Source organism: Pseudaminobacter soli (ex Zhang et al. 2022), from assembly GCF_014595955.1.
GTDB lineage: Bacteria > Pseudomonadota > Alphaproteobacteria > Rhizobiales > Rhizobiaceae > Kumtagia > Kumtagia pseudosoli.
In genome coordinates this window covers 200026-223556 of sequence record NZ_JABVCF010000006.1, presented here as the reverse complement: position 1 = coordinate 223556, position 23531 = coordinate 200026, and the positions used below count along the sequence as shown (strand labels likewise).

Annotated in this window: 21 protein-coding genes; 12 read left to right on the top strand and 9 right to left on the bottom strand. The window is 63.2% G+C overall.

The annotated features are described in order from the left end of the window. Positions 1–33: 33 nt before the first annotated feature. Positions 34–3075 (bottom strand): NB-ARC domain-containing protein, encoded by a 3042-nt coding sequence (locus HUI96_RS13140; RefSeq protein WP_188255110.1) that lies wholly within the window; start codon positions 3073–3075, stop codon positions 34–36. A gap of 1006 nt (positions 3076–4081) precedes the next feature. Here HUI96_RS13140 and HUI96_RS13135 point away from each other — a divergent pair. Continuing rightward, positions 4082–6205 (top strand): molybdopterin-containing oxidoreductase family protein, encoded by a 2124-nt coding sequence (locus tag HUI96_RS13135; RefSeq protein ID WP_188255109.1) that lies wholly within the window; start codon positions 4082–4084, stop codon positions 6203–6205. 23 nt (positions 6206–6228) lie between these two features. Here the strand turns inward: HUI96_RS13135 and HUI96_RS13130 are convergent, their stop codons facing one another. Continuing rightward, on the bottom strand, positions 6229–7062 hold the full coding sequence (locus tag HUI96_RS13130; RefSeq protein ID WP_188255108.1) for a flagellar biosynthetic protein FliO: 834 nt from the start codon (positions 7060–7062) through the stop codon (positions 6229–6231). A 272-nt stretch (positions 7063–7334) separates the two neighbouring features. Between HUI96_RS13130 and cckA the strand changes: the two genes are divergently transcribed. Genes cckA through HUI96_RS13115 form a run of 3 tightly spaced genes read left to right on the top strand, consistent with a single transcriptional unit; the run spans position 7335 to position 11004 of the window. Beyond that, the gene (gene cckA / locus HUI96_RS13125) at positions 7335–9953 is read left to right on the top strand and encodes a cell cycle histidine kinase CckA (RefSeq protein ID WP_188255107.1); all 2619 of its coding nucleotides are present in this window, start codon (positions 7335–7337) and stop codon (positions 9951–9953) included. A 50-nt stretch (positions 9954–10003) separates the two neighbouring features. Continuing rightward, a complete protein-coding gene (locus HUI96_RS13120; protein WP_188255106.1) occupies positions 10004–10699 on the top strand; it encodes a purine-nucleoside phosphorylase in 696 nt (231 codons plus the stop codon). Positions 10700–10755: 56 nt separating this feature from the next. Beyond that, the gene (locus HUI96_RS13115) at positions 10756–11004 is read left to right on the top strand and encodes a ParB N-terminal domain-containing protein (protein WP_188255105.1); all 249 of its coding nucleotides are present in this window, start codon (positions 10756–10758) and stop codon (positions 11002–11004) included. Between the two features lie 22 nt (positions 11005–11026). On the opposite strand, the gene HUI96_RS13110 is transcribed toward HUI96_RS13115, so the two are convergent. Both HUI96_RS13110 and HUI96_RS13105 read right to left on the bottom strand, forming a co-directional pair. Next, the gene (locus HUI96_RS13110) at positions 11027–11908 is read right to left on the bottom strand and encodes an HpcH/HpaI aldolase/citrate lyase family protein (RefSeq protein ID WP_188255104.1); all 882 of its coding nucleotides are present in this window, start codon (positions 11906–11908) and stop codon (positions 11027–11029) included. Then, positions 11908–12360: a MaoC family dehydratase gene (locus HUI96_RS13105; protein ID WP_188255103.1), complete on the bottom strand. Its 453-nt coding sequence runs from the start codon at positions 12358–12360 to the stop codon at positions 11908–11910. Before HUI96_RS13105 ends, HUI96_RS13110 begins: the two co-directional genes overlap by 1 nt. A gap of 141 nt (positions 12361–12501) precedes the next feature. On the opposite strand from HUI96_RS13105, the gene HUI96_RS13100 reads away from it, so the two are divergent. The 5 genes from HUI96_RS13100 to HUI96_RS29890 all read left to right on the top strand — a co-directional run bounded on the left by HUI96_RS13100 (position 12502) and on the right by HUI96_RS29890 (position 16792). Then, on the top strand, positions 12502–13620 hold the full coding sequence (locus HUI96_RS13100) for a DUF2336 domain-containing protein (RefSeq protein ID WP_188255102.1): 1119 nt from the start codon (positions 12502–12504) through the stop codon (positions 13618–13620). A gap of 137 nt (positions 13621–13757) precedes the next feature. Beyond that, a complete protein-coding gene (gene sseA / locus HUI96_RS13095; protein ID WP_188255101.1) occupies positions 13758–14612 on the top strand; it encodes a 3-mercaptopyruvate sulfurtransferase in 855 nt (284 codons plus the stop codon). Then, positions 14609–15187 carry a GNAT family N-acetyltransferase gene (locus HUI96_RS13090; RefSeq protein WP_237684119.1) on the top strand — a complete coding sequence of 193 codons (579 nt, stop codon included), beginning with the start codon at positions 14609–14611 and terminating at the stop codon, positions 15185–15187. The genes sseA and HUI96_RS13090 overlap by 4 nt, the downstream gene beginning before the upstream one ends. A gap of 109 nt (positions 15188–15296) precedes the next feature. After that, positions 15297–15767, top strand: coding sequence for a DUF1203 domain-containing protein (locus HUI96_RS13085; RefSeq protein ID WP_188255100.1), 471 nt, complete (start codon positions 15297–15299; stop codon positions 15765–15767). An 896-nt stretch (positions 15768–16663) separates the two neighbouring features. Then, positions 16664–16792: a hypothetical protein gene (locus HUI96_RS29890; RefSeq protein WP_273033180.1), complete on the top strand. Its 129-nt coding sequence runs from the start codon at positions 16664–16666 to the stop codon at positions 16790–16792. Positions 16793–16843: 51 nt separating this feature from the next. Here HUI96_RS29890 and hppD read toward each other — a convergent pair whose 3' ends face one another. After that, entirely contained in the window at positions 16844–17950 is a 1107-nt protein-coding gene (gene hppD / locus HUI96_RS13080; protein WP_188255099.1) for a 4-hydroxyphenylpyruvate dioxygenase, read from the bottom strand. Between the two features lie 122 nt (positions 17951–18072). Here hppD and HUI96_RS13075 point away from each other — a divergent pair, with 122 nt between their 5' ends. After that, positions 18073–18540 (top strand): Lrp/AsnC family transcriptional regulator, encoded by a 468-nt coding sequence (locus HUI96_RS13075; RefSeq protein WP_188255098.1) that lies wholly within the window; start codon positions 18073–18075, stop codon positions 18538–18540. Positions 18541–18564: 24 nt separating this feature from the next. On the opposite strand, the gene HUI96_RS13070 is transcribed toward HUI96_RS13075, so the two are convergent. The 4 genes from HUI96_RS13070 to aztA form a co-directional block, all read right to left on the bottom strand. Continuing rightward, positions 18565–18903, bottom strand: coding sequence for a TIGR01244 family sulfur transferase (locus HUI96_RS13070; RefSeq protein ID WP_188255097.1), 339 nt, complete (start codon positions 18901–18903; stop codon positions 18565–18567). A gap of 65 nt (positions 18904–18968) precedes the next feature. Beyond that, positions 18969–19922: a metal ABC transporter solute-binding protein, Zn/Mn family gene (locus HUI96_RS13065; RefSeq protein WP_188255096.1), complete on the bottom strand. Its 954-nt coding sequence runs from the start codon at positions 19920–19922 to the stop codon at positions 18969–18971. Between the two features lie 15 nt (positions 19923–19937). Then, positions 19938–20807: a zinc ABC transporter permease AztB gene (aztB, locus tag HUI96_RS13060; RefSeq protein WP_188255095.1), complete on the bottom strand. Its 870-nt coding sequence runs from the start codon at positions 20805–20807 to the stop codon at positions 19938–19940. Positions 20808–20809: 2 nt separating this feature from the next. Next, the gene (gene aztA, locus HUI96_RS13055; protein ID WP_188255094.1) at positions 20810–21652 is read right to left on the bottom strand and encodes a zinc ABC transporter ATP-binding protein AztA; all 843 of its coding nucleotides are present in this window, start codon (positions 21650–21652) and stop codon (positions 20810–20812) included. A gap of 154 nt (positions 21653–21806) precedes the next feature. Here aztA and HUI96_RS13050 point away from each other — a divergent pair, with 154 nt between their 5' ends. Then, positions 21807–22235 (top strand): DUF1772 domain-containing protein, encoded by a 429-nt coding sequence (locus HUI96_RS13050; RefSeq protein ID WP_188255234.1) that lies wholly within the window; start codon positions 21807–21809, stop codon positions 22233–22235. A gap of 158 nt (positions 22236–22393) precedes the next feature. Next, the gene (locus tag HUI96_RS13045) at positions 22394–23509 is read left to right on the top strand and encodes an NAD(P)/FAD-dependent oxidoreductase (protein WP_188255093.1); all 1116 of its coding nucleotides are present in this window, start codon (positions 22394–22396) and stop codon (positions 23507–23509) included. The last annotated feature ends 22 nt before the right edge of the window (positions 23510–23531 follow it).

Here is a 23531-nt window from a genome sequence, read left to right as displayed (position 1 = left end):
AGGTGCGACATCGCGAGTAGCCAGACACGGGCATTATTCCCTCATCCAATTGTTGACAATGCGCGTTGCTTTGGCCTCCGACATAATGAGTGCGTCGCCGGCGCGGACCTTTTCCACTTCCACGTAAAGTTCACGAACCCTAAGTGGGGCTGAACTCCCGAGAGTCCGGATGGCGTCCATAAAGAAGGCCTCCGCCGTTTCCGTGTCGCCGCGATCCGCAAATATCTGTCCGACCCAGAGGCGACCGTACGCTCGATTCGACTTTGTGGACGATGAAGATTCCGCTTCGAGAATTTTGAGGGATTTACGATAACACGCGAGCGCGTCGTCAAATCTCTTCATCAAGTGAAGGCAGCGGCCAACGTTGCCATACATGGGCGCGTTAGCCGGCACGCCGGCTGCACTCGTAATGATATCCGCGACATCGAAATTGTTGCGGAAACATTCAATGGCTAGCGTAGGATGCCCTGCATCACGCTGGGCGAGTGCCAAATTGTATTTGCAATCGAACTGGGTGTCGACGTTCGTTTCCGATTTTAGTGTCACGCCCTTCTGTCCCCATTCAATGGCCTGCTCGAAGTGCCCGCGCATCCAATAAGAATAGGCCCGAACATCGCAGAAATTTATGTAGCGAGCGGTTTTTTGGGGGATGGTGCCCTCATAGCGCGTCAACATGCCGTCGGCCGACTCTGTATCGCCGAGTTGGTCGAGGGCCTCGATCATTGTCCCAATAATCCTATCGAATTGGCTATGCTTCGTCGGAGCGGTTTCCCAATCTATTGCCTCGAACAGGAGGCGACCGACCCGTACAAACTCTTGCACGTGACCGCCGCCGATGAAGGCGTCTTCGATCTTGGTAAGCGTCTCGAAGGCCTCCTCGAAGAGGCCGGCTGCCACCTGAAGCTCTGCCTTTTGCGACCAGCGCTCAAGCATCGCGTACGGCATGTTGATCCCCAGAAGGGCTTCGATTTTGCCGATGATCAGGTCATATTGGTTGATGACCACACGGATGAAGCCACTACGCTCGGCACGCTCAAACTTCGTTCGCACAAACTGCCTGACCAAAGGGTGTAAATCATACAGATCAGGCGCGTCCGCTTCCGGCTTTACAACAATTAGGTTGAGAGCAATGAGCGAGCGCAATGCCTTGCTAAACTTCTGATAGTTCAGCTGGGAAGCGACAAAGCCTTCAATCATATTTGCCGTTTCGGGCCGGACGGCTTCAGCCATGCAGCGCAGCAGTGTCTGCTCTCGAGGCGCTAGCTTATCCCAAAGCGACGATAGAATGTCAGGGCCGTCGTCGCGTCCTCGGCGCATGTCGTTGAGAAGTTTCCGCAACGTAGTGCCTGGAACCTTGGTCACCTGAACAGCTAAAAGATCCAGCCAAAAGGCATGTCCTTTCGTCCGGGTATGGGCTTCGCGGATATCCTCCTCGGGAATAGTCACGGTAGGCACGCGCTTGGCGAAGAGCTCAATCGCCTCTTCAACCGAAATGCCTTTCATCGGGAGAGTGATCACCGATGATGACGGATACTGAACGTCAGGGCGGCAAGTTAATACTATCCGACTGGTGGATTCTGAGGTCGAGATACGCTGCACCAGCGTGTCTAGGATTCCGATGAAGCTACGGTTTTCAAGATCAATGTAGCTGTCAACGTTGTCAAAGACGAGGATGGCCTTGGCATCTCTGGTCTGGTCGATAAGAACCTCGACAAGTTCGCGATCATCAGCGTCAGTGAGATCGTCTGCCGAAACGCGCCCTCCGGAGAAGCGCACGATGATCTCGACAATCTGCGTCCGGATTCGGTCGCTTTGTTCCTTGCAATCCCGCCAGTCCCACATCCGGTAGGCATTTTCCTGCTCATCAAGAGTGCCAATGTAATGAGACGCGAGCACGGATTTTCCCTCGCCGCCCATGCCGCAGATGATTACTACCTTGGCCTTTGAAGTCTCCAAAGCACGCAGCTCATTCTCGCGCCCGACCCAAACCTCAATGTTGGGCGGTCTGTCGCATTCGAGAGGAGCAAGTCGGAAAAGCCGTGCTCGGCCGCGTGGCCCAACTGTGAGACCAACTGTCTCGCCCGCTTCCGGGGCGTCAATTGGCGGGTTCTCTTCCCATAGTGCGAGTAACTCGGGAAAGAACTCGTGGCAGTCGATCCCCTTGTAGAAAGTAACGCGATTGCGAATGATGCCAGGTTGCAGTGTGGTGCGGAGATGCTCGCCTAATGTGGGCTGGTCGGAATGAAAGGCCCAAAGGATTTCAGGAAAGAGGTTGTCGTTGCTGACGATCCCCCCAAGCGCGCCCGTGAAGATGTCTGGCCATCCCCCATAAGCGATGACAACTACGATCTTGTCCTGCAGGAGCGTAAGTAGATCATTCTTGAGCGTCGGACGGTTTTGAAGAAGCTGTCGGGTGGTGTGCAGCGTATCCGATCCATACCAATAACCATGGATGTGAATAACCTGACACCCTTCGGCTTCGCTCTGCCGAATCGATCCATCTACGGACAGCGACGTCCGCCAAGCTGAGCCCCCGTTTCGCCTGACGGAAACCTCAACCAGCGGATCAAAGTTCGATGTGACCAGGATCTTTCCGAAGCGCCCGGGGAACTTCGCGATTAGCATGCCGAGAGCCGAAACGCCTGGGCTTAGCTGCCATATTGCGGAGTCATTGTCCAAGGCCTTGAGGTTGTCGTCGGCAAGTTTTCCGATCGCCCCACACCAATCGTTTGACCCTGAAGGAACCAGCGCTTGGGCTACTGCCTGCTTCACAATGCGGTTGGCAGCATCCTGACCTGCGTTGCCGGAAAGGAAATCGAAAGCCGCTTGATAGGGATTGAGAGATTCCGCCACGGAGGTCTCGAATCTCTCCCGGTGCCTACTGTGCTCCGGAAACTCCGAGCGAATAAGTTCGACGACCGCTTTGACGTCAGCAACGCCTATTTCACCGGCGTGAGGAGCCGTAAGCGGCGCGCCCACGACGAAGACGACTTCCTTATCAGAACGACTGAGTGCCTCATGAAGGCGAAAAAGCAAAGCGTCCTTGTCGAAAAGTTGAAGTTCGTTGTTCAACATGCCGCACTAGCCCTCCCGCCCAATCTATCAATCATAGGAGCGGCTGCAGCTAGTTTCCAATCCCCTCGCGGGCTATAAAATCTTGAACAGATTAACGTCCTCCCGCCTCCAGACCGTCTGCAGAGAATGACTGCGTCCATAATCAAAGGCGGTTGGTCAGCAGACTGCCGGATCTAGACGAAACGTCGGCCACTGCTTAAGGCGGCCTAGAGTGGAGCCGAAGCCGGGGACAGAAATCCCCGCTTCATTGCAATTCGCAAGCGTCGCGGCCCCCGAGCCCTTGTAATCGCGAGTTTCGGCGCCACCCGCACCGCTTCTTTCTACCGATTCTATCCCCTCCCTTTTCTACTTCCTCATAATCCTGCGCAGTCCCTCCTGCGGGAACGCCGATCATGACGGTGGTCTGTGGGGAGGGGCCGGTGTCCGGAAGTAGCGGCTAACGTGGCTGCGAGGGTCGGGCGTCGCTTCGGAGTTCCGCGAAGCCCCGACAAACGGGGACCTGGCACGGTATGCCGTTGTCCGCATAATCGGGATATCGCCGGCACGTCGCCGGAGTTGTGTTAAGATCCCATGCTGGGGAATGAAGCGACAGACAGAGCACCGGACGGGCGGCCGCGAGGTCGCATAAAACTAAAAGATGAGCGACCCTGCGGCCGCCCGTCTTCCCGAGACTAAAAGAATGGCCAGACGCGCAGGCGGGCGTGGCAGCGACGAAGCGCGCCCCCTCTCCGGTCTGCTTCGCAGACCACCTCTCCCCGTGAAGGGGCGAGAAAGGCGCCCTGCGCCACGGCCGGCGTTTCCTTCTCCCCTTGTGGGAGAAGGTGGCCGAGCAACGAGCGATCCCGTAGGGTGAGCGAGGCCGCGAGGTCGGATGAGGGGTGCTTGAAGGACGATCGCGTACCGGCCAACACCCCTCATCCGCCTTCGCTCCGCTCAGGCACCTTCTCCCACAAGGGGAGAAGGGGGGGTGCTACACCGCTCCGCCAAAACGCTGTAGAACCGGCCCATGAACCAGCACGCCAGCATCACGCGAGCAAAGACCCGCATCGGCCATTCGGCCTGTCCGCATGACTGCCCGTCGACCTGCGCGCTCGACGTCGAACTCCTGGACGAGCGCACCATCGGCCGCGTTTATGGCGCAAAAGACAACAGCTACACCGCCGGCGTGATCTGCGCGAAGGTCGCGCGCTATGCCGAGCGCGTCCACCACCCCGACCGGCTGCTCAAGCCGTTGGTCCGCGCTGGAGCGAAAGGCGAGGGGACCTGGAAGGAGGCAAGCTGGGAGGCCGCGCTCGATCTGGTGGCGGAAAAATTCATCGCGGCGGAAGAAAAGTATGGCAGCGAGACGGTCTGGCCGTATTTTTACGCCGGCACCATGGGGCTGGTGCAGCGCGACGGCATCGAGCGGCTGCGCCACGCCAAGAAATACTCCGGCTTCTTCGGCTCGATCTGCACCAATCTCGCCTGGACGGGCTGGATGATGGGCGCCGGCCGGCTGTCGGGCGCCGACCCGCGCGAGATGGCGAAGTCCGACTGTGTGGTCATCTGGGGAACCAACGCCGTCGTCACGCAGGTCAACGTGATGACCCACGCCGTGCGCGCCCGCAAGGAGCGCGGCGCAAAAATCGTCGTCATCGACATCTACGACAACGCGACGATGAAGCAGGCCGACCTGGGCCTGATCCTGAAACCCGGCACCGACGGCGCGCTCGCCTGCGCGGTCATGCACGTGCTGTTCCGCGAGGGTTTTGCCGATTGGGACTATCTAAGAAAGTACACGGACGATCCGGAGGGGCTGCAAAAGCACCTTGCGACGCGGACGCCGGAATGGGCGTCGGTGATCACCGGGCTGTCGGTGGCCGAGATCGAGGCATTCGCCCGCCTGATCGGCACCACCAAGCGCACCTTCTTCCGGCTGGGCTACGGTTTTTCGCGCCAGCGCAACGGCTCGGTGAACATGCACGCGGCGCTGTCGATCGCCGCCGTCACCGGTTGCTGGCAGTATGAGGGCGGCGGCGCGTTCCACTCCAACTCGGGCATCCTGAAGTTCAACACCGAGCTTCTGGAAGGAACGCGGCTACGCGATCCAAAAATCCGGTATCTCGATCATTCGCGGATCGGCCCGGTGCTGACCGGTGCAGCCGATGCGCTCTATGGCGGCCCGCCGGTGACGGCCATGCTCATCCAGAACACCAACCCGGTGAACGTCGCGCCCGAGCAGCGGTTGGTGAGAAAGGGGTTTTTGCGCGACGACCTCTTCACCTGCGTGCACGAGCAGTTCATGACCGACACGGCCCAACTAGCCGATGTCGTGCTGCCGGCGACGATGTTTCTGGAGCACGACGACATCTACAAGGGCGGCGGCAACCAGCATTTTACGCTCGGTCCAAAACTGATCGAGCCGCCCGAAGGCCCGCGCCCCAATCATTTCGTCAACGAGGAACTGGCGAAGCGCCTGGGCGTCGCTGATATGCCCGGCTTCGGCATTACCGAGCGCGAGCACATCGACGTCATGCTATCCAAGAAGGGGCTGGGCACGTTCGACAGCTTTCGCGAACAGCGCTGGGCCGACATGCAGCCGGAGTTCGAGACCGCGCATTTCCTCGACGGCTTTGGCCATCCTGACGGGAAATTCCGTTTCAAGCCGGACTGGACGGGCACGCCCGCGCCCAACAGGCCGCCGAGGAGCATGGGCCCTCAGGGCAATGTGGAAAAACTTCCGGCGTTCCCCGACCACGTCGAACTGATCGAGGTGGCCGACGAGGCGCATCCGTTCCGGCTGGCGACCTCCCCGGCGCGCTCCTTCCTCAACTCGACTTTTACCGAGACCCCGAGCTCGCGCGGCCGCGAAGGCAGGCCGGAGTTGCTGATCCATCCGGAAGATGCTGCAAGCCTGGGCCTGGCTATCGGCGACCGCGTCGAGATCGGCAATGCCCGCGGCGAGGTGGTGCTGCACACTAAGCTCTTCGAGGGAGTCCGCCGCGGCGTGGTGATCGCCGAGGGCATCTGGCCGAACAGCGCCCACGAGCGCGGCGAGGGCATCAACGTGCTCACCGGCTCCGACGCACCGCCGCCCTATGGCGGCGCGGCGTTCCACGACAACCGGGTCTGGGTGCGGCCGGCGAGGTGAGTGAGGGGCGGCGAGCGCGCCGCCTATCTCCGCGGCCTGGACAACTCTCCGAGCAGCCGCGCCATCTCGTCGTCGAGCGATGCCGGGGAGCGCTCCTTGGACTGCCCCGGCGCGGGCTTGGTCTCGTCCTCATCGAGCGAGACCTCCAATTCCTTCAGCAAGTCGTCGTCGAGATCGTCGGCCGGCGGCGGGGGCGGCGCGGCCTGCAGGGGGGGCGCTGGCGGCCCTTGCGGCGCGATCATCGGCTCGCCCAGCGGTGCCGGCTGCGGTGCGGCCGCGAGGGGCGGCGACGCCGGCCGTGGCGGCTCGGGCCGCTGGGCTGGACCCAGGCTTGGCTCCTGGCGCTGTGGTGCCGGCCGTTGCTGAGGGGCGACGCGCGCAGGCTCCACACGCCGCGGCTGAGGCGCGGGTTGGGGCTGAGATGCAGCGGCAATCGGTGAGGGCGGGACGGGAGCCGGCTGCGGCGCAACCGGAGCCGGTGGGGGCGCAATCGGGGCCGGACCTGCCGGCAGGTCGCGGACCAACTCCTGTTGCGCCGGCTGCATCGGCCGGCGAGTCTGCGCGATCCGGATGTCGCGCTCCACGACGATGTCGCTCGACCCGCCGATCAGCAGTAGATGCTCGACGTCGTCACGGCGGATCAGCACCAGCCGCCTGTGGGTGTCGACAGCCGTGGCATCCATCACGGCGAGGCGCGCCTTGCGGTTGCGGCCGCCCGCAACGAAGGTGCCGAAGGTCATGCTGCGGACCAGCTTGATTACGATGAGCAAGACCACTAGCAGCAGAAGGGCCAGCAGGGTCCACAACACTGCCTGCGAGTAGCCGGTGCCTGCCACTGCGTCCAACCAGTCCAGCATCGAATCCTCGTTTTACCCGGGCCGCATACGGACACTAGAGCAAAGGGTGACCGGATGGAACCAGTCCGATCTGGCCCTGCCGCTGCGTTGCGATGGCGCCCGCGTCTGTGGGCGAAGCGGCCCCCAAGCCGAAAACTTTGGCATTTTCGCGTCTTTCCGGGCTAGGTGCGGCTTTCAGATGCTTTCTGCCGGTGGCTCTTTCGGGCTATGGAAATTGTGATTCAGGCGAGTCGTTGAAGGCAGGGCACGAAAATGGCGGGGAACGGGCTCTGATGTCCAAGGAAACGCGCGGCGATTTCTATCCCGTGCCGATCGTCGATCACGGCGCGCGGCCCGGCGCCATTGCGCGCCTGGTGGTCTTCATCGTCGTGCTCACAGCGGCTGCGATCGTATTCGCCATCTTCCGCGAGTATCTAGGCGACCCCTTTCTGCTCGGCATGCTCGGCGTGCTGGCGATGACCGGCGTCGGCTTCCTGTTTGCCGCGGCCATCGGCTTCGTCCAGATCGCATCCCGCTCGACCACCGACGAACTCTCGAAGTCCTTCATCGATTCTCTTGATCACGGCCTGCTGGTCACCGACCCGAAGGGGCGCATCATCTATGCCAACCGCGCCTATGCGGAGATGACCGGCGCCAACAGCGCCTCCGACGTGCGCACGGTGGAGTCGCTGCTGTCGGATGTTCCCGAAGCCGCGGACACGATCTACCGGCTGGCGTCCGGCATCCGCGACGGCCAGGCAGGCGCGGGCGAATTCCGCATGGCGAGATCAATCAGGCCTGGAGCCGAGTCCGGACCGCGCTGGTATCGGGTGCAGGCGCGGACCTTCAAGATCCCGGGCGAGCGCCAGCCGCTGTTTGCCTGGAAGCTTGCTGACATCTCGCGCGAGCGGGCGGAACAGGAACGCTTCTTCCTCGACCTGCAGCAGGCGATCGACCATCTCGACCATGCGCCGGCCGGCTTCTTCGCCGCCGATCCGGAGAACCGCATCACCTATGTGAACTCGACGCTCGCCGAATGGCTGGGCATCGATTTGGCCAGTTTCATGCCGGGCGACCTCACCCTCGGCGAGATCGTCGCCGGCGACGGCATGGCACTGGTGTACTCGATCAAGGCCGATCCGGGCACGACCAAGAATGCGGTAATCGATTTGGATCTGGCGATGGCGAACGGACAGGCGCTGCCGGTCCGGCTCCTGCATCGCGTCAGTGCCAACCGCGACGGATCCAGCGGTTCGACCCGCACGATCGTGCTCAATCGCACGCAGGGGGAGGACTCGTCGGCCGACCTCAGGGCCGCCGAAAACCGGTTCACGCGCTTCTTCAACTCCACGCCGATGGCGATCGCTGGCGTGGACCAGCAAGGGCGGATCGTGCGCACCAACGCGCCTTTCTTCTCGCTCTTCTCCGGCATCGTCGATCGCGACGCGATCGACCGGCACATCCGCTTCGATTCCGTCATCTACGAGCGGGACCGGCCTGCATTCGCGCTGGCGCTGGAGAAGGCGCGGCGCCGACAGGCCGACATCGAGCCGATCGACACGGTTCTGCCCGACAATGAGGAACGGCACCTGCGACTCTACGTCAACGCAGTAGCCGATGCCGGCGATGGCGAGCGGGCCGAGGAGGCAGCGATCGTCTATGCGGTCGATACGACCCAGCAGAAGGCGCTCGAAGGCCAGATGGCGCAGAGCCAGAAGATGCAGGCAGTCGGCCAACTGGCTGGAGGCATCGCGCACGATTTCAACAACGTGCTGACCGCCATCATCATGGCGTCGGACCTGCTGCTCACCAACCACCGCCCATCCGACCCGTCCTTCCCGGACATCATGAATATCAAGCAGAACGCCAACCGGGCAGCCTCGCTCGTCAGGCAACTGCTGGCTTTCTCCAGGAAACAAACGCTCCGTCCAGAGGTCCTCAATCTCACCGACGTGCTGGCCGATCTGCGCATGTTGCTGACGCGCCTGGTGGGCAACGAGGTCAAACTCAAGATCGACCACGGACGCGACCTTTGGCCCGTCAAGGTCGACATCAGCCAGTTCGAGCAGGTGGTCGTGAATCTCGCCGTCAATGCGCGCGACGCGATGCCGTCGGGCGGCACGCTGACCGTGCGAACCAAGAACCTTTCCGCAAGCGAGGGGCAGCACTTCGCCTCTCACCGCGAACTGGTGCAAGCGGACTACGTGCTGGTCGAAGTCGAGGATTCCGGCACCGGCATTCCGCCCGAGGTGCAGAAGAAGATCTTCGAGCCCTTCTTCACCACCAAGGAAGTTGGCAAGGGTACGGGCCTCGGCCTCTCGATGGTCTACGGGATCATCAAGCAGACCGGAGGCTATATCTACTGCGACTCGGAGGTAGGCAAAGGGACGGTGTTCCGCATCTTCCTGCCGCGTTACGTCGCCGGCGCGCCGGCCCAGCCAGCAGCAACGGAGGAGCTACACTCTGCTGCCGATTCTGAGCTGCCGCAGGCGGTCGAGGCTCCTGCCTCTAAGAAGTCGGAAACCGCGCGGGACCTGTCGGGTTCGGCCACCGTGCTCTTGGTTGAGGACGAAGATGCGGTTCGCATGGGCGGCGTCAGGGCTCTGAGTTCGCGGGGCTACACCGTCCACGAGGCATCTTCCGGCGTCGAGGCTCTCGAGCTCTATAACGAACTCAGCGGCAAGGTCGACATCGTGGTGTCCGATGTGGTGATGCCGGAGATGGACGGACCGACGCTGCTCGGGGAACTGCGAAAGGTCGATCCGGACATTAAGTTCATCTTCGTATCGGGTTATGCTGAGGACGCCTTCGCGAAGAACCTGCCTGCGGATGCAAAGTTCGGATTCCTGCCGAAGCCGTTCTCGCTGAAGCAACTCGCGACGGTGGTCAAGGAAATGCTCGAGAAGGACTAAGCCGCCCATCCAGCCCGTCCCTATGCGAGCGAAGACAGTGGATGGGACCCATGACGCCGCACAACGAGGCCTTGCCGGGTGACTATGCCGAGACCGTTCTGGTTCCCGGCGACCCGTTGCGTGCCCAGTGGATCGCGGATATCTTTCTGGAGCGTGCCCGCTGCGTGAACCGGGTGCGCGGTGCACTCGGCTTCACGGGGTTCTATCGGGGAAAGCGGGTGAGCGTGCACGGCACCGGCATGGGCCGTCCGTCCTTCACTATCTACGTGCACGAACTCGTTCGGTTCTATGGCGTTCGCAACGTCATCCGCACCGGCTCCTGCGGAGCGCTCACGCTCGACCTCCCATTGCGCGAGACCTTCGTCGCCGAAAGTGCGGTCATGGACACGGATCTGATTGCCGGCGGGCCGGCGGGACATCCGGACAAACAACTCTTCGACCTTGCGCTGGACCAGGCCAGGCGCGAGGCGCTGCCGGTCCACACCGGCCACATGGTCTCGAGCGACGTGTTTTATCACCCCACGTCGGAAACGCGCTTCGATCTGCCTCGCGCAAGGAGTATCACGGCAGTCGACATGGAGACTGCCAATCTCTTCACGCTATCGTCCTCGCTCGGGTTCCGTGCGCTTTCGATATGCACCATCGTCGACAGTCTGTTGACCGGCGAGGAAGCCCCTCTTTCCGAGCGGCACGAGTTGTTCCGAGGCACCGCGCAACTCGCGCTGGCAGTTGCGGCCGCCCTTTGAGGGCGTATGAATAGACGGGCTTGGCGCCTATATGAACCTTGAGTGGAGAGGCCGTCATGCTGAGAATTGAAAAGATCCCGGTCGACAGCATCTACGTGCCGGCTGCACGCCGGAAGACCCTGCATCCGGAGACGGTCAGGATCCTTGCAGAGGATATTCTGGAGAACGGGATGAAGGTGCCGATCCAGGTCCGGCCCGATGGAGCCCGATATGTGCTGGTCGAGGGGCTGCATCGGCTGGAGGCCGCCAAATGGCTGGGCGAGACCGCGATCGACGCCTATCTGGTGCAGGCGAGGCGGCATTGAGGCTGCCTGGGCTGGCAGGCTGTTAATCTGAACTCAGTGCCTGTCCACTCCGCGCTAGCAGCCGCTCGGCGCGCTTCAGATGCGGACGATCGTACATCCTGCCGCCGATGCCCACCACGCCCGGGTTGCCTGCCGCCGCGAAGGCTTCGACCACGGCGCGGGCCTCAGCAACCGCTTCGGGGGAGGGGGTGAAGGCCTCGTTGATGATCGGGACCTGATCCGGATGGATCGCCATCTTGCCGGTGAACCCGTCCCGCTCCGCCTCCAGACATTCCCGGCGCAGCCCTTCTGGATAGCGGAAGTCGACGAAGACCGTGTCGATCGCCGCGACCTGCGCATCAGTTGCGGCAAGCAGCGTCAGAGATCGAGCCAGCCGGAACACCTCTGTGTAATGGCCCGCCTCGTCACGCGTCGCACGTGCGCCGATCGCGGCGGATAGATCCTCCGCACCCCAGGTCACGCCCGCAAGACGCTCGTGCCCACGCCCGTAGGTGCTCGCGCCAAAAACGCCAGCGGCGGTTTCCGAGATGATCGGCAGGATCCGCACCGAGCCGTCCGGCAGGTCGTGCTCGGCCTCGGCCACGCGCAGTCTTGCCGACAGGCGCTCGACGTCGGTCAAGCCCGCAGTTTTGGGCAGCATGATGCCGTCCGGGCGGGCTGCCGTCACGCTGCGAAGGTCTTCGTCCAACAGGCCTGAGCTAAAATCGTTTACGCGAAAATAGATGAGGGCCTTTGCGGCGGCCCGATGCTCGACGGAGTACTTGGCCGCAGCCACCCGCGCCGCAGCCTTGTTCTGCGGGGCGACGGAGTCCTCCAGATCGATCAGCAGCACGTCGGCTCCCGACGCAAAAGCCTTTTCAAGCTTCCGCTCGGAATCGCCGGGGACGAACAGCAGCGAACGCATCAGGCCGGCCTCTTCAGGACCATTGTCTGGCGCAGGCAACGCGCCACCAGCACGCCGCCCTGGTTGAAGGCCCTGTGCTCCATCTCGACGATCCCCCGGTCCGGCTTCGATCGCGACTCGCGAACCGACACGATCTCCGTCTCCACCCGGATCGTGTCACCGTGGAAGAGCGGATGCGGAAAGGTCGTCTCCGTCATCCCGAGATTGGCGACGATCGTCCCGAGCGTCGTCTCGTGCACCGATATGCCGATCATGAGACCCAGCGTGAGCAGGGAGTTTACCAGCGGCCTGCCCCATTCGCTTTTGGACGCGAAGTCGAAGTCGATGTGCAGCGGCTGCGGGTTCATCGTCATGGTGGAGAACAACACGTTGTCGCTCTCCGTCACCGTTCTGGTGATCGCGTGCCTGATGAGGAGACCCGGTTGGAATTCTTCCAAATAGCGTCCTGCCATGGTCCTCCTCCGCCTAGTGCTGCCTGTGGTAGGCCGCCGGGTTCCGGGCCGCAAGCCGGTTAAGCAACATGGTGAACGCTTCGTAAACCTTTTCTACCTAGGGTGCAGAGGCGATTGGCGCGGGCGACGGGCAAATTTTTCATGGTAGTGTCGCATTTCCTGAAATGGATCAGCACGGCGCGCGTGCCTGAAAGAGCGGCGGCAGCGGCCAGTTTGGCAAGAGCCTTCATCAATCACCAACTTCCCTTCGAGGACCGCTGCGCTGCAGAAGCTGCGCTGACGCTGCTGCTCGATGATCCGTCGTCGAAGGTTCGGCTGGCTCTGGCCGACGCGCTCTCGATGAGCAGGCATGCCCCGCCGCAAGTCATAGCGGCTCTGGCATCCGACCAGCCGGAAGTGGCGAGCATCGTCATTTCGAGATCCCCGCTCATCACCGATGCCGACCTGATCGACCGCGTTGCCTCGGGCTCCGCAGCTACTCAGACGCTGATCGCCCGGCGGCCGTCATTGTCCATGCAGGTTTCCGCCGCGCTGGCGGAGGTTGGAGAGGCCGAGGCCTGCAGCGCCCTTCTCGCCAATTCCGGCGCTGCGATCGCGTCGATCTCCTTCCGCCGGCTGGCCGAGCGCCATGGCGATCTGCCGCGGCTGCGCGAAGCGATGATTGCCGATCCACGGCTGCCGTCCGATTGCCGCCACATGCTGCTCGTCAAGGTCGGGCAGGCGCTCAGCCGCTCGCAACTGGTCTGCGCGCTGATCGGCCCCGCAAGGGCCGAGAAGGTGACGCGGGACGCCTGCATCAAAGCCTCGCTGACGCTGATCGAAGGCACGCGGCCAGACGAGCATGCCGCGCTGATCGAACATCTGCGACTCGGTGGCGATCTCACTGCCTCCTTCCTCATCCGGGTGGTCGCCTACGGAAAGGTCGACTTCTTCGGCTCGGCAATGGTGGCGCTCACCAGCCAGAGCGAGCAGCGCGTCAGGTCGATGCTGTCTTCCGGCAGCGACGGAGCGCTATCCGCGCTGATGCGCGCTGCCGGCCTTGCAGCCTCGACGCACCGGGTCATCGTCCGGGCGCTCAGGGTATGGCGCGAGGTGGCGAAGGGCAGACGCGTAGCGGGTCCGCAGGAAGTCTCCTGGCTGATGCTGGACGAACTCGGACCCGAGCCGCAGGGCGAACTGGCAAGTCTCCTCAAGGTTATCCACCTCGATGTGCTGCGCGAGAACGCCCGGACGCATGCGCTGGCGATTGCGGCAGCCTGAGCGCACTCAGGTCGCGTTTTCTTCCAGGGATTTCTAGCTCTACTTTGCGTTGACGAATGGTGCAGTGCGAACGCGGCTCTTTTGGAAGCCGCCGCGATGTGCCAAAAGCGGTCCGGTCTTGCCTCCGGAGACGCACCATGCCGCAGAAGAGCCCGTTCGTCGTCGATGCAGCATGGCTGCAGGAACGCCTCGGCCAGCCGGGTCTGACGATTGTCGACGCCTCGTGGTACCTGCCCGCGCAGGGGCGCGACGCCAAGGCCGAGTACGAGGCCGGCCACATTCCCGGCGCGAAGTTCTTCGACCTGGATCTGGTCGTCGATCCGGATTCCAATTTGCCGCATATGCTCCCGCAGCCGTTGCTCTTTGCCCAGTATGTGGGGTCCATGGGTGTCGCGGCGGACGACACGATCGTGGTCTATGACGGCCCCGGAATGTTCAGCGCGCCGCGCGTCTGGTGGATGTTCCGGGTGATGGGTGCCAAAAATGTCCTCGTGCTGGATGGCGGCTTCGACAACTGGAAGGCGGAAGGCCGGCCAGTGACCGCCGAGCCGACCAGGATCGCCCCCTGCGTCTTCAATCCAGACTTCGATGAGCAGCGGGTCGCCGGACTGGAAGACGTGCGGCGAGCCGTGGCGACGGGCGAAGGCCAGGTCGCCGATGCACGCCCGGCGGGACGTTTTTCCGCGGTCGATCCGGAACCGCGGCCCGGCTTGCGGGGAGGCCACATGCCGGGGGCGAAGAACCTGCCCGCTTCGGCTCTGTCACAGGGCGGGCGTCTGCTGCCCATCGAGGACCTAAGCCGCAAGCTGGAGGGAGCCGGGCTCGATCTTACGCAGCCGGTCGTTACTTCCTGCGGGTCCGGTGTCACGGCAGCCGTGATCACGCTGGCGCTTGAGAGCGTGGGGCACACGGACAACAGGCTCTATGACGGATCCTGGGCAGAGTGGGGCGGGCGCGGCGACACCCCAGTGGAAACGGGCACAGGCGAATGACGAAACCGATGTCGCAGCATGCGGAATCGCCGGAATTCATCCCGGTGACGGTGACGTTCCTAGAAATGTCCCGGCCGCCGTCGCACTATCCGCCGCTCCCCTATAACCGGCAGATCGCGCTGCTGAGGGCCCGCAACATCCCGCTCCACTACTATCGCTATCTGATCGACCGGGTGGGGCGGAAATGGTACTGGGTAAACGCCCTGCGGCTTTCCGACGAGGAACTGGCGGAGGGCCTGGCGAAGCCGGATCGCGACATCCGGATTCTCTATCTCGACGGCGTGCCGGCGGGCTTCTTCGATCTCAAGGTGCATCTGCCCGACGAAGTCGAACTCGCCTATTTCGGCATGATCGAACATGCGATCGGGCAGGGGCTCGGAAAATGGTTCCTGGGAGCGGCCATAGAGGCTGCGTGGTCCTACAAGCCCTTGAAGGTGTCCGTGCAGACATGCACGCTCGATCATCCGGCCGCGCTGCCGCTTTACCAGAAGCTGGGCTTCTCGCCTGTCGGCCAGACCCACGAGACGGTCCGAACCATGACATTCGAGGAACGCTCGTCGATCGTCATGAGGTGAGCGCTAGGGCTGAGTGGGGGCATCCCGCAGCCAACCCTTCGCTGCGCAGCTTTCGGGTGGAAAGGTAGAGCCGCCGACGGTATCGTCCTCGAAAATCGAGGACAGTGTCATGTTCATCCGTTTCTCAGCACTTCCGACCGAACAGGTCCGCCGTCTGCAGCGCGGCGGACTGGATGCCTACGGGCTTTCGCCGGAGCGCAAGCTTTCCGACGGCGATGGCGTCCCCTGCCGGCACTGCCTGCAGAATCTCCCCGCGGGGAGATCCTATCTCGTCCTCGCCTACCGCCCGTTTCCGGCGCTCCAACCCTATGCGGAGACCGGGCCGATCTTCCTCTGCGCCGAGGAGTGCGAGAGAGCGCCTGATACGGACATGCTGCCGGAGATGTTCCGGTCCAGTCCCGACTACATCCTTCGAGGCTACGGACACGACGACCGGATCGTCTACGGCACGGGCTCTGTGGTGCCGACTGCCTCGATCTCGGCGCGAGCCCACCAACTACTGTCGCGAGACGACGTCGCATACCTGCATACGCGGTCGGCCCGCAACAACTGCTATCAATGCCGGGTCGAGCGGGCCTGACTGACTGCCGACTCAGCGGTGGCTGTGACTACGGCTGCGGATAGCATGATTACCGCCCATGGGACGGATCGTATGGTTGCCGCCTCCAATCGCGCTACCACCGCTCCCCATGGAGGTACTAGGCACTGAACTTGTGCCAGTCGTGGTAGAGTTTCCGGCGCCGACTACCTTCCTGCCGCTGTGCTTGGAAGTTTTCGGCGTCGTGGCCATACCCGTCGTTCCCGCGGTGCCGGCTGCGTTGCTTCCGCTGCCCGTAGACGTGCGGGGGGCAGCACCTACGGAGCGAGGAGTTTGAGGCGTAGCGCCTACGGCGGTGCCACCGCTGCCGGCCGGCGGAGTAGTTGTGGTCGGTGCCGGCGCCCGACTCGGAATCTGAGCCTGCGGACCGGCGGTCCCAAGTCCCGTCACGCCCGGCGCGCCGACCAGGGGATTCGGAAGCAGGCCAGTGGCGAGCGGATCGTTCGGCACCACGACAGGCCCGCCGCTTCCCTGGTTCGTTGCGCTGGGTGTCGTTGGTCCCGCGTTGAAAGTGCCGCTCCGATCGATGGTGGCGCCGGTTATATCAGGAGTGCGGCAGCCGGTTATGCCTGTCTGGCCTACGTCACCCTGCTGGCAGGGCCTCTGCTGCTGGCTGAAGGCGGGTTGACTCAGGATGACCAGCGTCGATGCTGCGAGGATCCACTTCATGGCTGTCTCCTTTCCGGTGCAGGCCCGGATTCCGAGAGACTCGCCTCTTCGTCTGACATCCTGGGCGAAGGGGAGGTTCCGGCCCTGGTTTCGAGACGCCCTGATTATAGGGTTCTTGCACCCCCGCCGCAGATCCGCTCACGGAAGGTTTACGGATGGCCGATATGGTCCGGGAAAAATGCCCCGCAGCCCGGCGCGGGAGGTGACCAATGCGCTATGTGATCGCAGTTATGATCTTGACCGGCCTCATCATCTGGGATGGGGCCTATTACAATGGCCGCTATCTCGCCAAGGCCCTCGGCACGGTGAACTCCCTCGTCCATTCCGTCACTGGGTGAGCCGCAGGCGGCGCAGCGGGCCTTGAGCGTCTATTCCCCTCGCGGCGATATCTACTCCGCCGCCGTCAAAACCCCGCGCCGGATCTGGTCCTCCTCGATCGACTCGAACAGCGCGCGGAAGTTTCCTTCGCCGAACCCTTCGTCACCCTTGCGCTGGATGAATTCGAAGAAGATCGGCCCGATCACTGTCTTGGAGAAGATCTGCAGCAGGATCTTGGTCATGCCGCCGTCGACCACGCCTTCGCCGTCGATCAGGATGCCGTGCGTCTTCATCCGCTCGATCGGCTCGTCATGGCCATGCACCCGCTCGACTGACATCTCGTAATAGGTGTCGGGCGGGCCGGGCATGAACTTCAGACCCTTGTCGGCCAGGCGGTCGGTCGCGCCGTAGATGTCCTCGGTACCGACCGCGATGTGCTGGATGCCTTCGCCCTTGTACTTCTTCAGGAATTCCTCGATCTGGCTGGTGTCGTCCTTCGACTCGTTGAGCGGGATACGGATCTTGCCGCAGGGCGAGGTGATGGCGCGGCTGACCAGCCCTGTGATGCGGCCGTCAATGTCGAAGTAGTGGATCTGCCTGAAGCCGAAGAGGTTTCGGTAGAAGTCCCACCACTTGTCCATGTTGCCGCGGTAGACGTTGTGGGTGAGGTGGTCGAGATAGTAGAACCCGACACCCTCCGGCTTCGGATCGCGCGGACCCAGCCATTCGAACTCGGCGTCATAGACCGAGCCCTTTTCGCCATATTCATCGATGAAATAGAGCAGCGAGCCGCCGATGCCGACGATCGCTGGGGCATCCAGCGTCTTGCCCGCCCCGCGATAGGGCGTGGCGCCCTTAGATACTGCGTGCTCGAACGCATGCTGCGCGTCGACCACCCGCCAGGCTATGGACGGCGCGCAGGGGCCATGCTGTTCCACGAAGTTCATTGCATGGGTGCCAGGCTGGGCATTCAGAACGTAGTTGATGTCGCCCTGCCGCCAGACCGTGATGTTCTTGGTGCGATGGCGCGCGACCGGCGTGTAGCCCATGCGCTCGAAGAGCGTCTCCAACTTCTCGGGTTCGGCATGAGCGAATTCGACGAATTCGAACCCGTCCGTGCCGGCGGGGTTGTCCTTGCTGATGCGGGCAGGCGGTGCATCGTGCGGGAAGGGGCCCATGGCGCATCCTCGTGCTTTGCGAATTGCTCGAGATGATACCGACCAACGCGCGCATGGTGCTTGCGTTCCAGCCCCCGGAAGGTACTTGCTTGCACGGAACGTGCATCAGGGAGCCGCCAAGCATGGGCCTTGAACAGTTGGACAGCTTTGACCGCAAGATCCTGGCGTTGTTGCAGGCGGATGCGCGGCTCACCAACAACGATCTGTCGGAGCGGGTGAACCTGTCGCCGTCACAGTGCTCGCGCCGGCGCCAACGGCTCGAGGAGGAGGGTTACATTGCCGGCTATCGCGCGACGCTGGACCGCGACCGGCTCGGTTTCTCGCTGGTCAGCGTGGTCTTCGTGACGCTGGCGACCCACAACCGCGACAACGCCAAGCGGTTTGCGCAGTTGGTAGCGCGCCTGCCGGAGGTGCAGGAGGCGCATGCGCTAACCGGGGAGATGGACTATTTCCTGAAAGTGGTCACGCCCGACCTGAAGGCGCTGTCGCACTTCGTCAACGACGAGCTTCTGCCGCACGAATCCGTGCAGCACGTGAAGACCGCGATCGTGCTCGATACGTTGAAGGAAACAGGCGCGTTGCCGCTGTGAGGCCCTCTCCCGAAGGCGCTTGGTTCAGCCTTCCCCCTGCTTCGCGGCCATGAAAATGTTCGTCGAGCGTGTTCCCGAGCGGCAATAGCCGAAGACCGGCCCTGGGACCTCGGCAAGGGCTTCCGCCATCTTCTCCACGTCGTCCTGGGTCATCTGCCCGCTGACGACCGGTACATGCCGGAACACCAGACCCGCTGCCTGCGAGGCACGGCCGATCTCGGCGGCGGTAGGCTGTCCGGGCTGCTCGTTGTCTGGCCGATGGGAGATGATGCTCTTGTAGCCGGCCGCCTTGATCGCCGGAATGTCGTCCGGCGCGATCTGGCCCGAGACTGCGTAGTCGTCCGTGATCTGCCGAATGTCCATGTCCGTCGCTCCAGATTTGGTTGGTGCTGTCATGCCACTCGACGCGGACGTCTGCAACCGTCGCCTTATTCGCCGATGATGGCGGCCCTGATCGTGCGGGCATTGTGCATCATCAGGTCGATGTAGGTCGCGGCGGGACCATCGGGCGCCGACAGCGCGTCGGAATAGAGGGTGCCGCCCACAGGCAGGCCCGTTTCGCGCGAAATCTGCTCGACCAGGCGACGATCGGTGATGTTTTCGACAAAGATGGCAGATGCCTTCTCCTCGCGCACCTGCCGAATGAGCGCGGCGACGTCCGATGCGGATGCGTCGGCTTCCGTCGAAGCGCCCGCCGGTGCGCGGAAGACGATCCCATAATCGCGCGAGAAATAGCCGAAGGCGTCGTGAGAGGCGATGACCACCCGCTTGTCCTCGGGGATGGCGGCCATCTCGGCGCGAACGGCTGCGTCCGTCTCGGCGAGTTTCGCATCGTAGAGGGCGGCGTTGGCGCGGTAGGTCTGGCAGCCAGCGGCGTCCGCTGCGCAGAACGCATCGGCGATGTTCTTCACATAGATCCGCGCATTGGCGATCGACTGGAATGCATGCGGATCGACATCTTTCGCCTCATGCGAGTGATCGTGTCGCTCGGAATGCTCCTCCGCCGTGTGGTCGTGCTCGCGGTCTTCGGCCATCTGGAGAGGCTGTATCCCCTTTGACAATTCGACGACCGCAGCCTTGGTCGCGCTGGTTTTCACCAGGCGGGTGAGAAAGCCCTCGAAATGTAGGCCGTTGACGAGAACGACATCGGCATTCGCCATCAGAGCTGCGTCCGCCGGCTTCGGTGCGAACACATGGGCGTCGCCATCCGGTCCGACCAGCGTCGTGAGCTTGATGCGGTCGCCGCCGACATTTCGGGCGAAGTCGCCGATGATCGAGAAGCTTGCGACCACCTTCAGCTTGCCGTCCGCCGCTGCCGGCAGGGAGGAACCGAGGACCAACGCGAGACCGAAAGAGGCGGCAAGGCGCAATTGTGAGATCATCTCGGAAAACTCGGCTCAGGCGGTACGATGGCGATGGGGATGGCTGACGCGCGCGAGCAGTGCGCCCCGCGTGCCCACCAGCGCCGAGACCAGGTAGATGGCTCCGGCGATGAGCACGACGGCCGGTCCAGATGGGAGGGCGGCGTGATAGGAGACAAGCAGCCCCGCCAGGCACGACACGATCCCGATGACCACGGCCAGCGCGGCCATGGTCACGACCCGGCTGGTCCAGAAACGCGCCGCCGCCGCGGGTAGCATCATGAGGCCGACGGATAGCAGCGTTCCCAGCGCCTGGAACCCGCCGACCAGGTTGAGCACCACGAGGCCGAGGAAGAGAAAGTGGACCAGCGGGCCCAGTCGGCTCACGGAGCGCAGGAACAGGGGATCCAGGCACTCTGCCACCAGCGCCCGCCAGAACACGGCGAGGCTGGCGAGCGTAACGACGGCAATGCCGGCGATCAGCCACAGTGCCGCATCGTCCAGCGCCAGCACGGTCCCGAACAGTACGTGCATGAGGTCGACGCTCGAGCCGCGCAGCGACACCATCATCACGCCGAGCGCCAGCGAGATGAGATAGAAGGCCGCCAGCGAAGCATCCTCCTTTTGCAGCGTGAAGCGTGACACCGCACCCGCGCCCACCGCGACTATCGCTCCGGCGACCAGTCCGCCGATCGTCATCGGCACGATCTGCAAACCGTAGAGGAGGAAGCCGGCGGCTGCTCCTGGCAGGATCGCGTGCGACATCGCATCGCCCGTGAGGCTCATCCGCCGCAGCATCAGGAAGACGCCGACAGGGCAGGCCGAGAGCGAAAGCAGGAGCGAGCCGGCCAACGCGCGCTGCATGAAGCCGAACTCGACGAACGGGGCGACAAGGAAATCGTACATGATCAGGCCGCCTGGATCGGGCTTCGCTCGGGCTCGCCTGCGGAGCCCGCTTTGCTATGGTTTAGGCCATGAGCATGATGGCCATGCCCGTGATCAACGTGGCCGCCATGCCCGGCCGGCTCACACCACGGCGCGTCGTCGTGCCAGGCTTCGTCAAAACGGCGAGCCTTCTTGAGGTTCTCGGAACTGAGCGCCTCCGCCGTCGGGCCCCAGGCGACGGGGCGTCGGGCAAGAAGCAGCGTCTCGGGAAAATGGCTGCGTACGAGATCCAGGTCGTGCGCCACCACCATTACAGTCAGTTGCTGGCTGTGCCAGCGCTTGATCACGCCGAGCAGGTCGCCCACCGTGTTCGAGTCGACCGCGTTAAACGGTTCGTCCAGCAGGATGATGTCGGCATTCTGGACGAGGACGCGCGCGAACAGGGCTCGCTGCAACTGCCCGCCGGAAAGCGTGTCGATCGACCGCTTCTCGAACCCGCTAAGCCCGACCGTGCCCAGGGCACTGGCGACCGCATCGCGATCCTCGCCGCGATATCGGCCGAGAAGCCCGCGCTTCGGCCAGAGCCCCATGGAGACGAGGTCGACGACGCGGGCAGGGAAGCTACGATCGAGTTCCGATTGCTGCGGCAGGTAGGCGATGCGAGAATTGCTGGCGACCTGGCAGGTGCCGGCCATCGGCTTGAGCACGCCGACGATGCCCTTGAGCAGCGTCGATTTCCCCGAGCCGTTCTGGCCGACGACCGCTGTCAACGACCCGCGCCGCACCTCCCCGCTGAGATGGTGCACGGCGGGATGGCTGCTGTAGCCGAGCGTAAGGTCGCGGAAGGTGACGGCGGCTTCGGACATGGGCTGACGGGTCGGTGATGCAGCACCGTCGCTATGTTATGTTATTACATTTGTCAATCGGCGGATTGCGACCTTCGGCGACCCTCGGGCGGTTGTCTCACACGGACTGTCACGCTTAAGCTGCGTACTTGCTCGTGCCTAGGTGTCTGAGATGCTGAGCGGACAACTTGCCCTTATAGCCGCCGCCGTGTTCTTCGGCGCGGCCTTGTACATCAATGTCGCCGAGCAGCCTGCCCGTCTTGAACTGGACGACGGCGCCCTACTGACTGAATGGAAGCCGGCCTACAAGCACGGCTTTGCCATGCAGGCGCCACTGGCAGTGGCAGGGTGCCTGCTTGGGCTGGTCGCATGGTGGCAGGACGGTCATGCAGGCTGGCTTCTCGGTGCATCGCTCATGATCGCCAACTGGCCATTCACGCTGCTTGCGATCATGCCGGTCAACAACAATCTCATGACCACCGAACCCACAGCGGCAGGCCCGGAGATCCGTGCGATGATCGAGCGATGGGGCTCTCTCCATGCCGTGCGGACTGGACTTGGCTTCGCGGCGATCCTGAGTTTTCTTGGGGCATCGCTCACCTAACAGCATTCGCTCGTGATCGCGGAGCCAAATTCATGTGACGGGAACCGGCCGGCCCCTTGGCGCCGACCCCCAACGCGTTGGCCGAAGCCGGATCATCGCTCTGGCTGTTGCCTATCGAGGCAACGGGCGCTAGTCGCGGTGCAGTCAAGGGGACGCCAATGGCAGATCGGATCGTTGCAGACGTAGCCGTCATCGGCGCTGGGATTGCCGGGGCCGGCGTGGCCGCGGAGCTTGCCCGGGATTTTCGCGTGGTGATGATTGAGCGCGAGGACCGGCCGGGGCACCACTCCACCGGTCGCTCTGCCGCGCTCTTCATCCCCAACTACGGAAATGGGGTTATCCGGGCGCTCAACCGTGCGAGCGGGCCGCTGTTCCACGGTGCCGCATCGGACCTCTTTCCGCATCCGCTGTTGACCGATCGGGGCCTGCTCTACGTCGCCGATCCGGACGGTGTCGGGGCGCACCGTGAGTTGCTGGCGGAGTCGGAAGGCATACAGGAGATTTCGGTCGACGAGGCGCTTGCGATGGTGCCCATCCTGCGTCGCGACGGGATCGTCGAGGCTTCCTTCGAGGAGGACGCGCATGACATCGACGTCGCTGCCCTCCACCAAGGCTGGCTCAAGGCCGCGAAGCAGGGCGGCGCGGTTCTGTACACGCAATGCGAGGTGATTTCGGGCGAACGTCGGGACGGCCAATGGCTAATCAAGACGAGCCAGGGAGAGGTCTTTGCGAATATCGTCGTCAACGCCGCCGGCGCATGGGGGGACATCGTCGCCAAGGCGTGCGGATTGGAACCCATTGGCCTACAGCCACTGCGCCGTTCAATGGCCGTGCTGCCGGGGCCGGCCGGATACGACATCCGCCGCTGGCCATCGTTCAATGACGCACGGGAGCGCTGGTACGCCAAGCCGGATGGCGGACGGCTGTTCGTGTCGCCGGCCGACGAGGATCCGGTCGACCCGCACGATGCCTATCCGGACGATATGGTGCTTGCCGAGGGGCTGGACCGGTTCCAGCAGTTGGTCAACTACGAGGTGACGCATCTCGAGCGGAGTTGGGCAGGATTGCGGACCTTCGCACCTGATCACACGCCGGTCGCCGGTTTCGACCGCACGGCAGAGGGCTTCTTCTGGCTGGCGGGGCAGGGCGGCTATGGCATCCAGACCTCGCCGGCCTTGTCACTGCTTGCCGGTCAGTTGATAAGGCAAGCAGAACCATCGGCCGAGCTGGGGGCAATCGTCCCGGCTCTTTCACCCAACCGCTTCCGTGCCTAGCGCTCGGATTGTTTTCACAAGC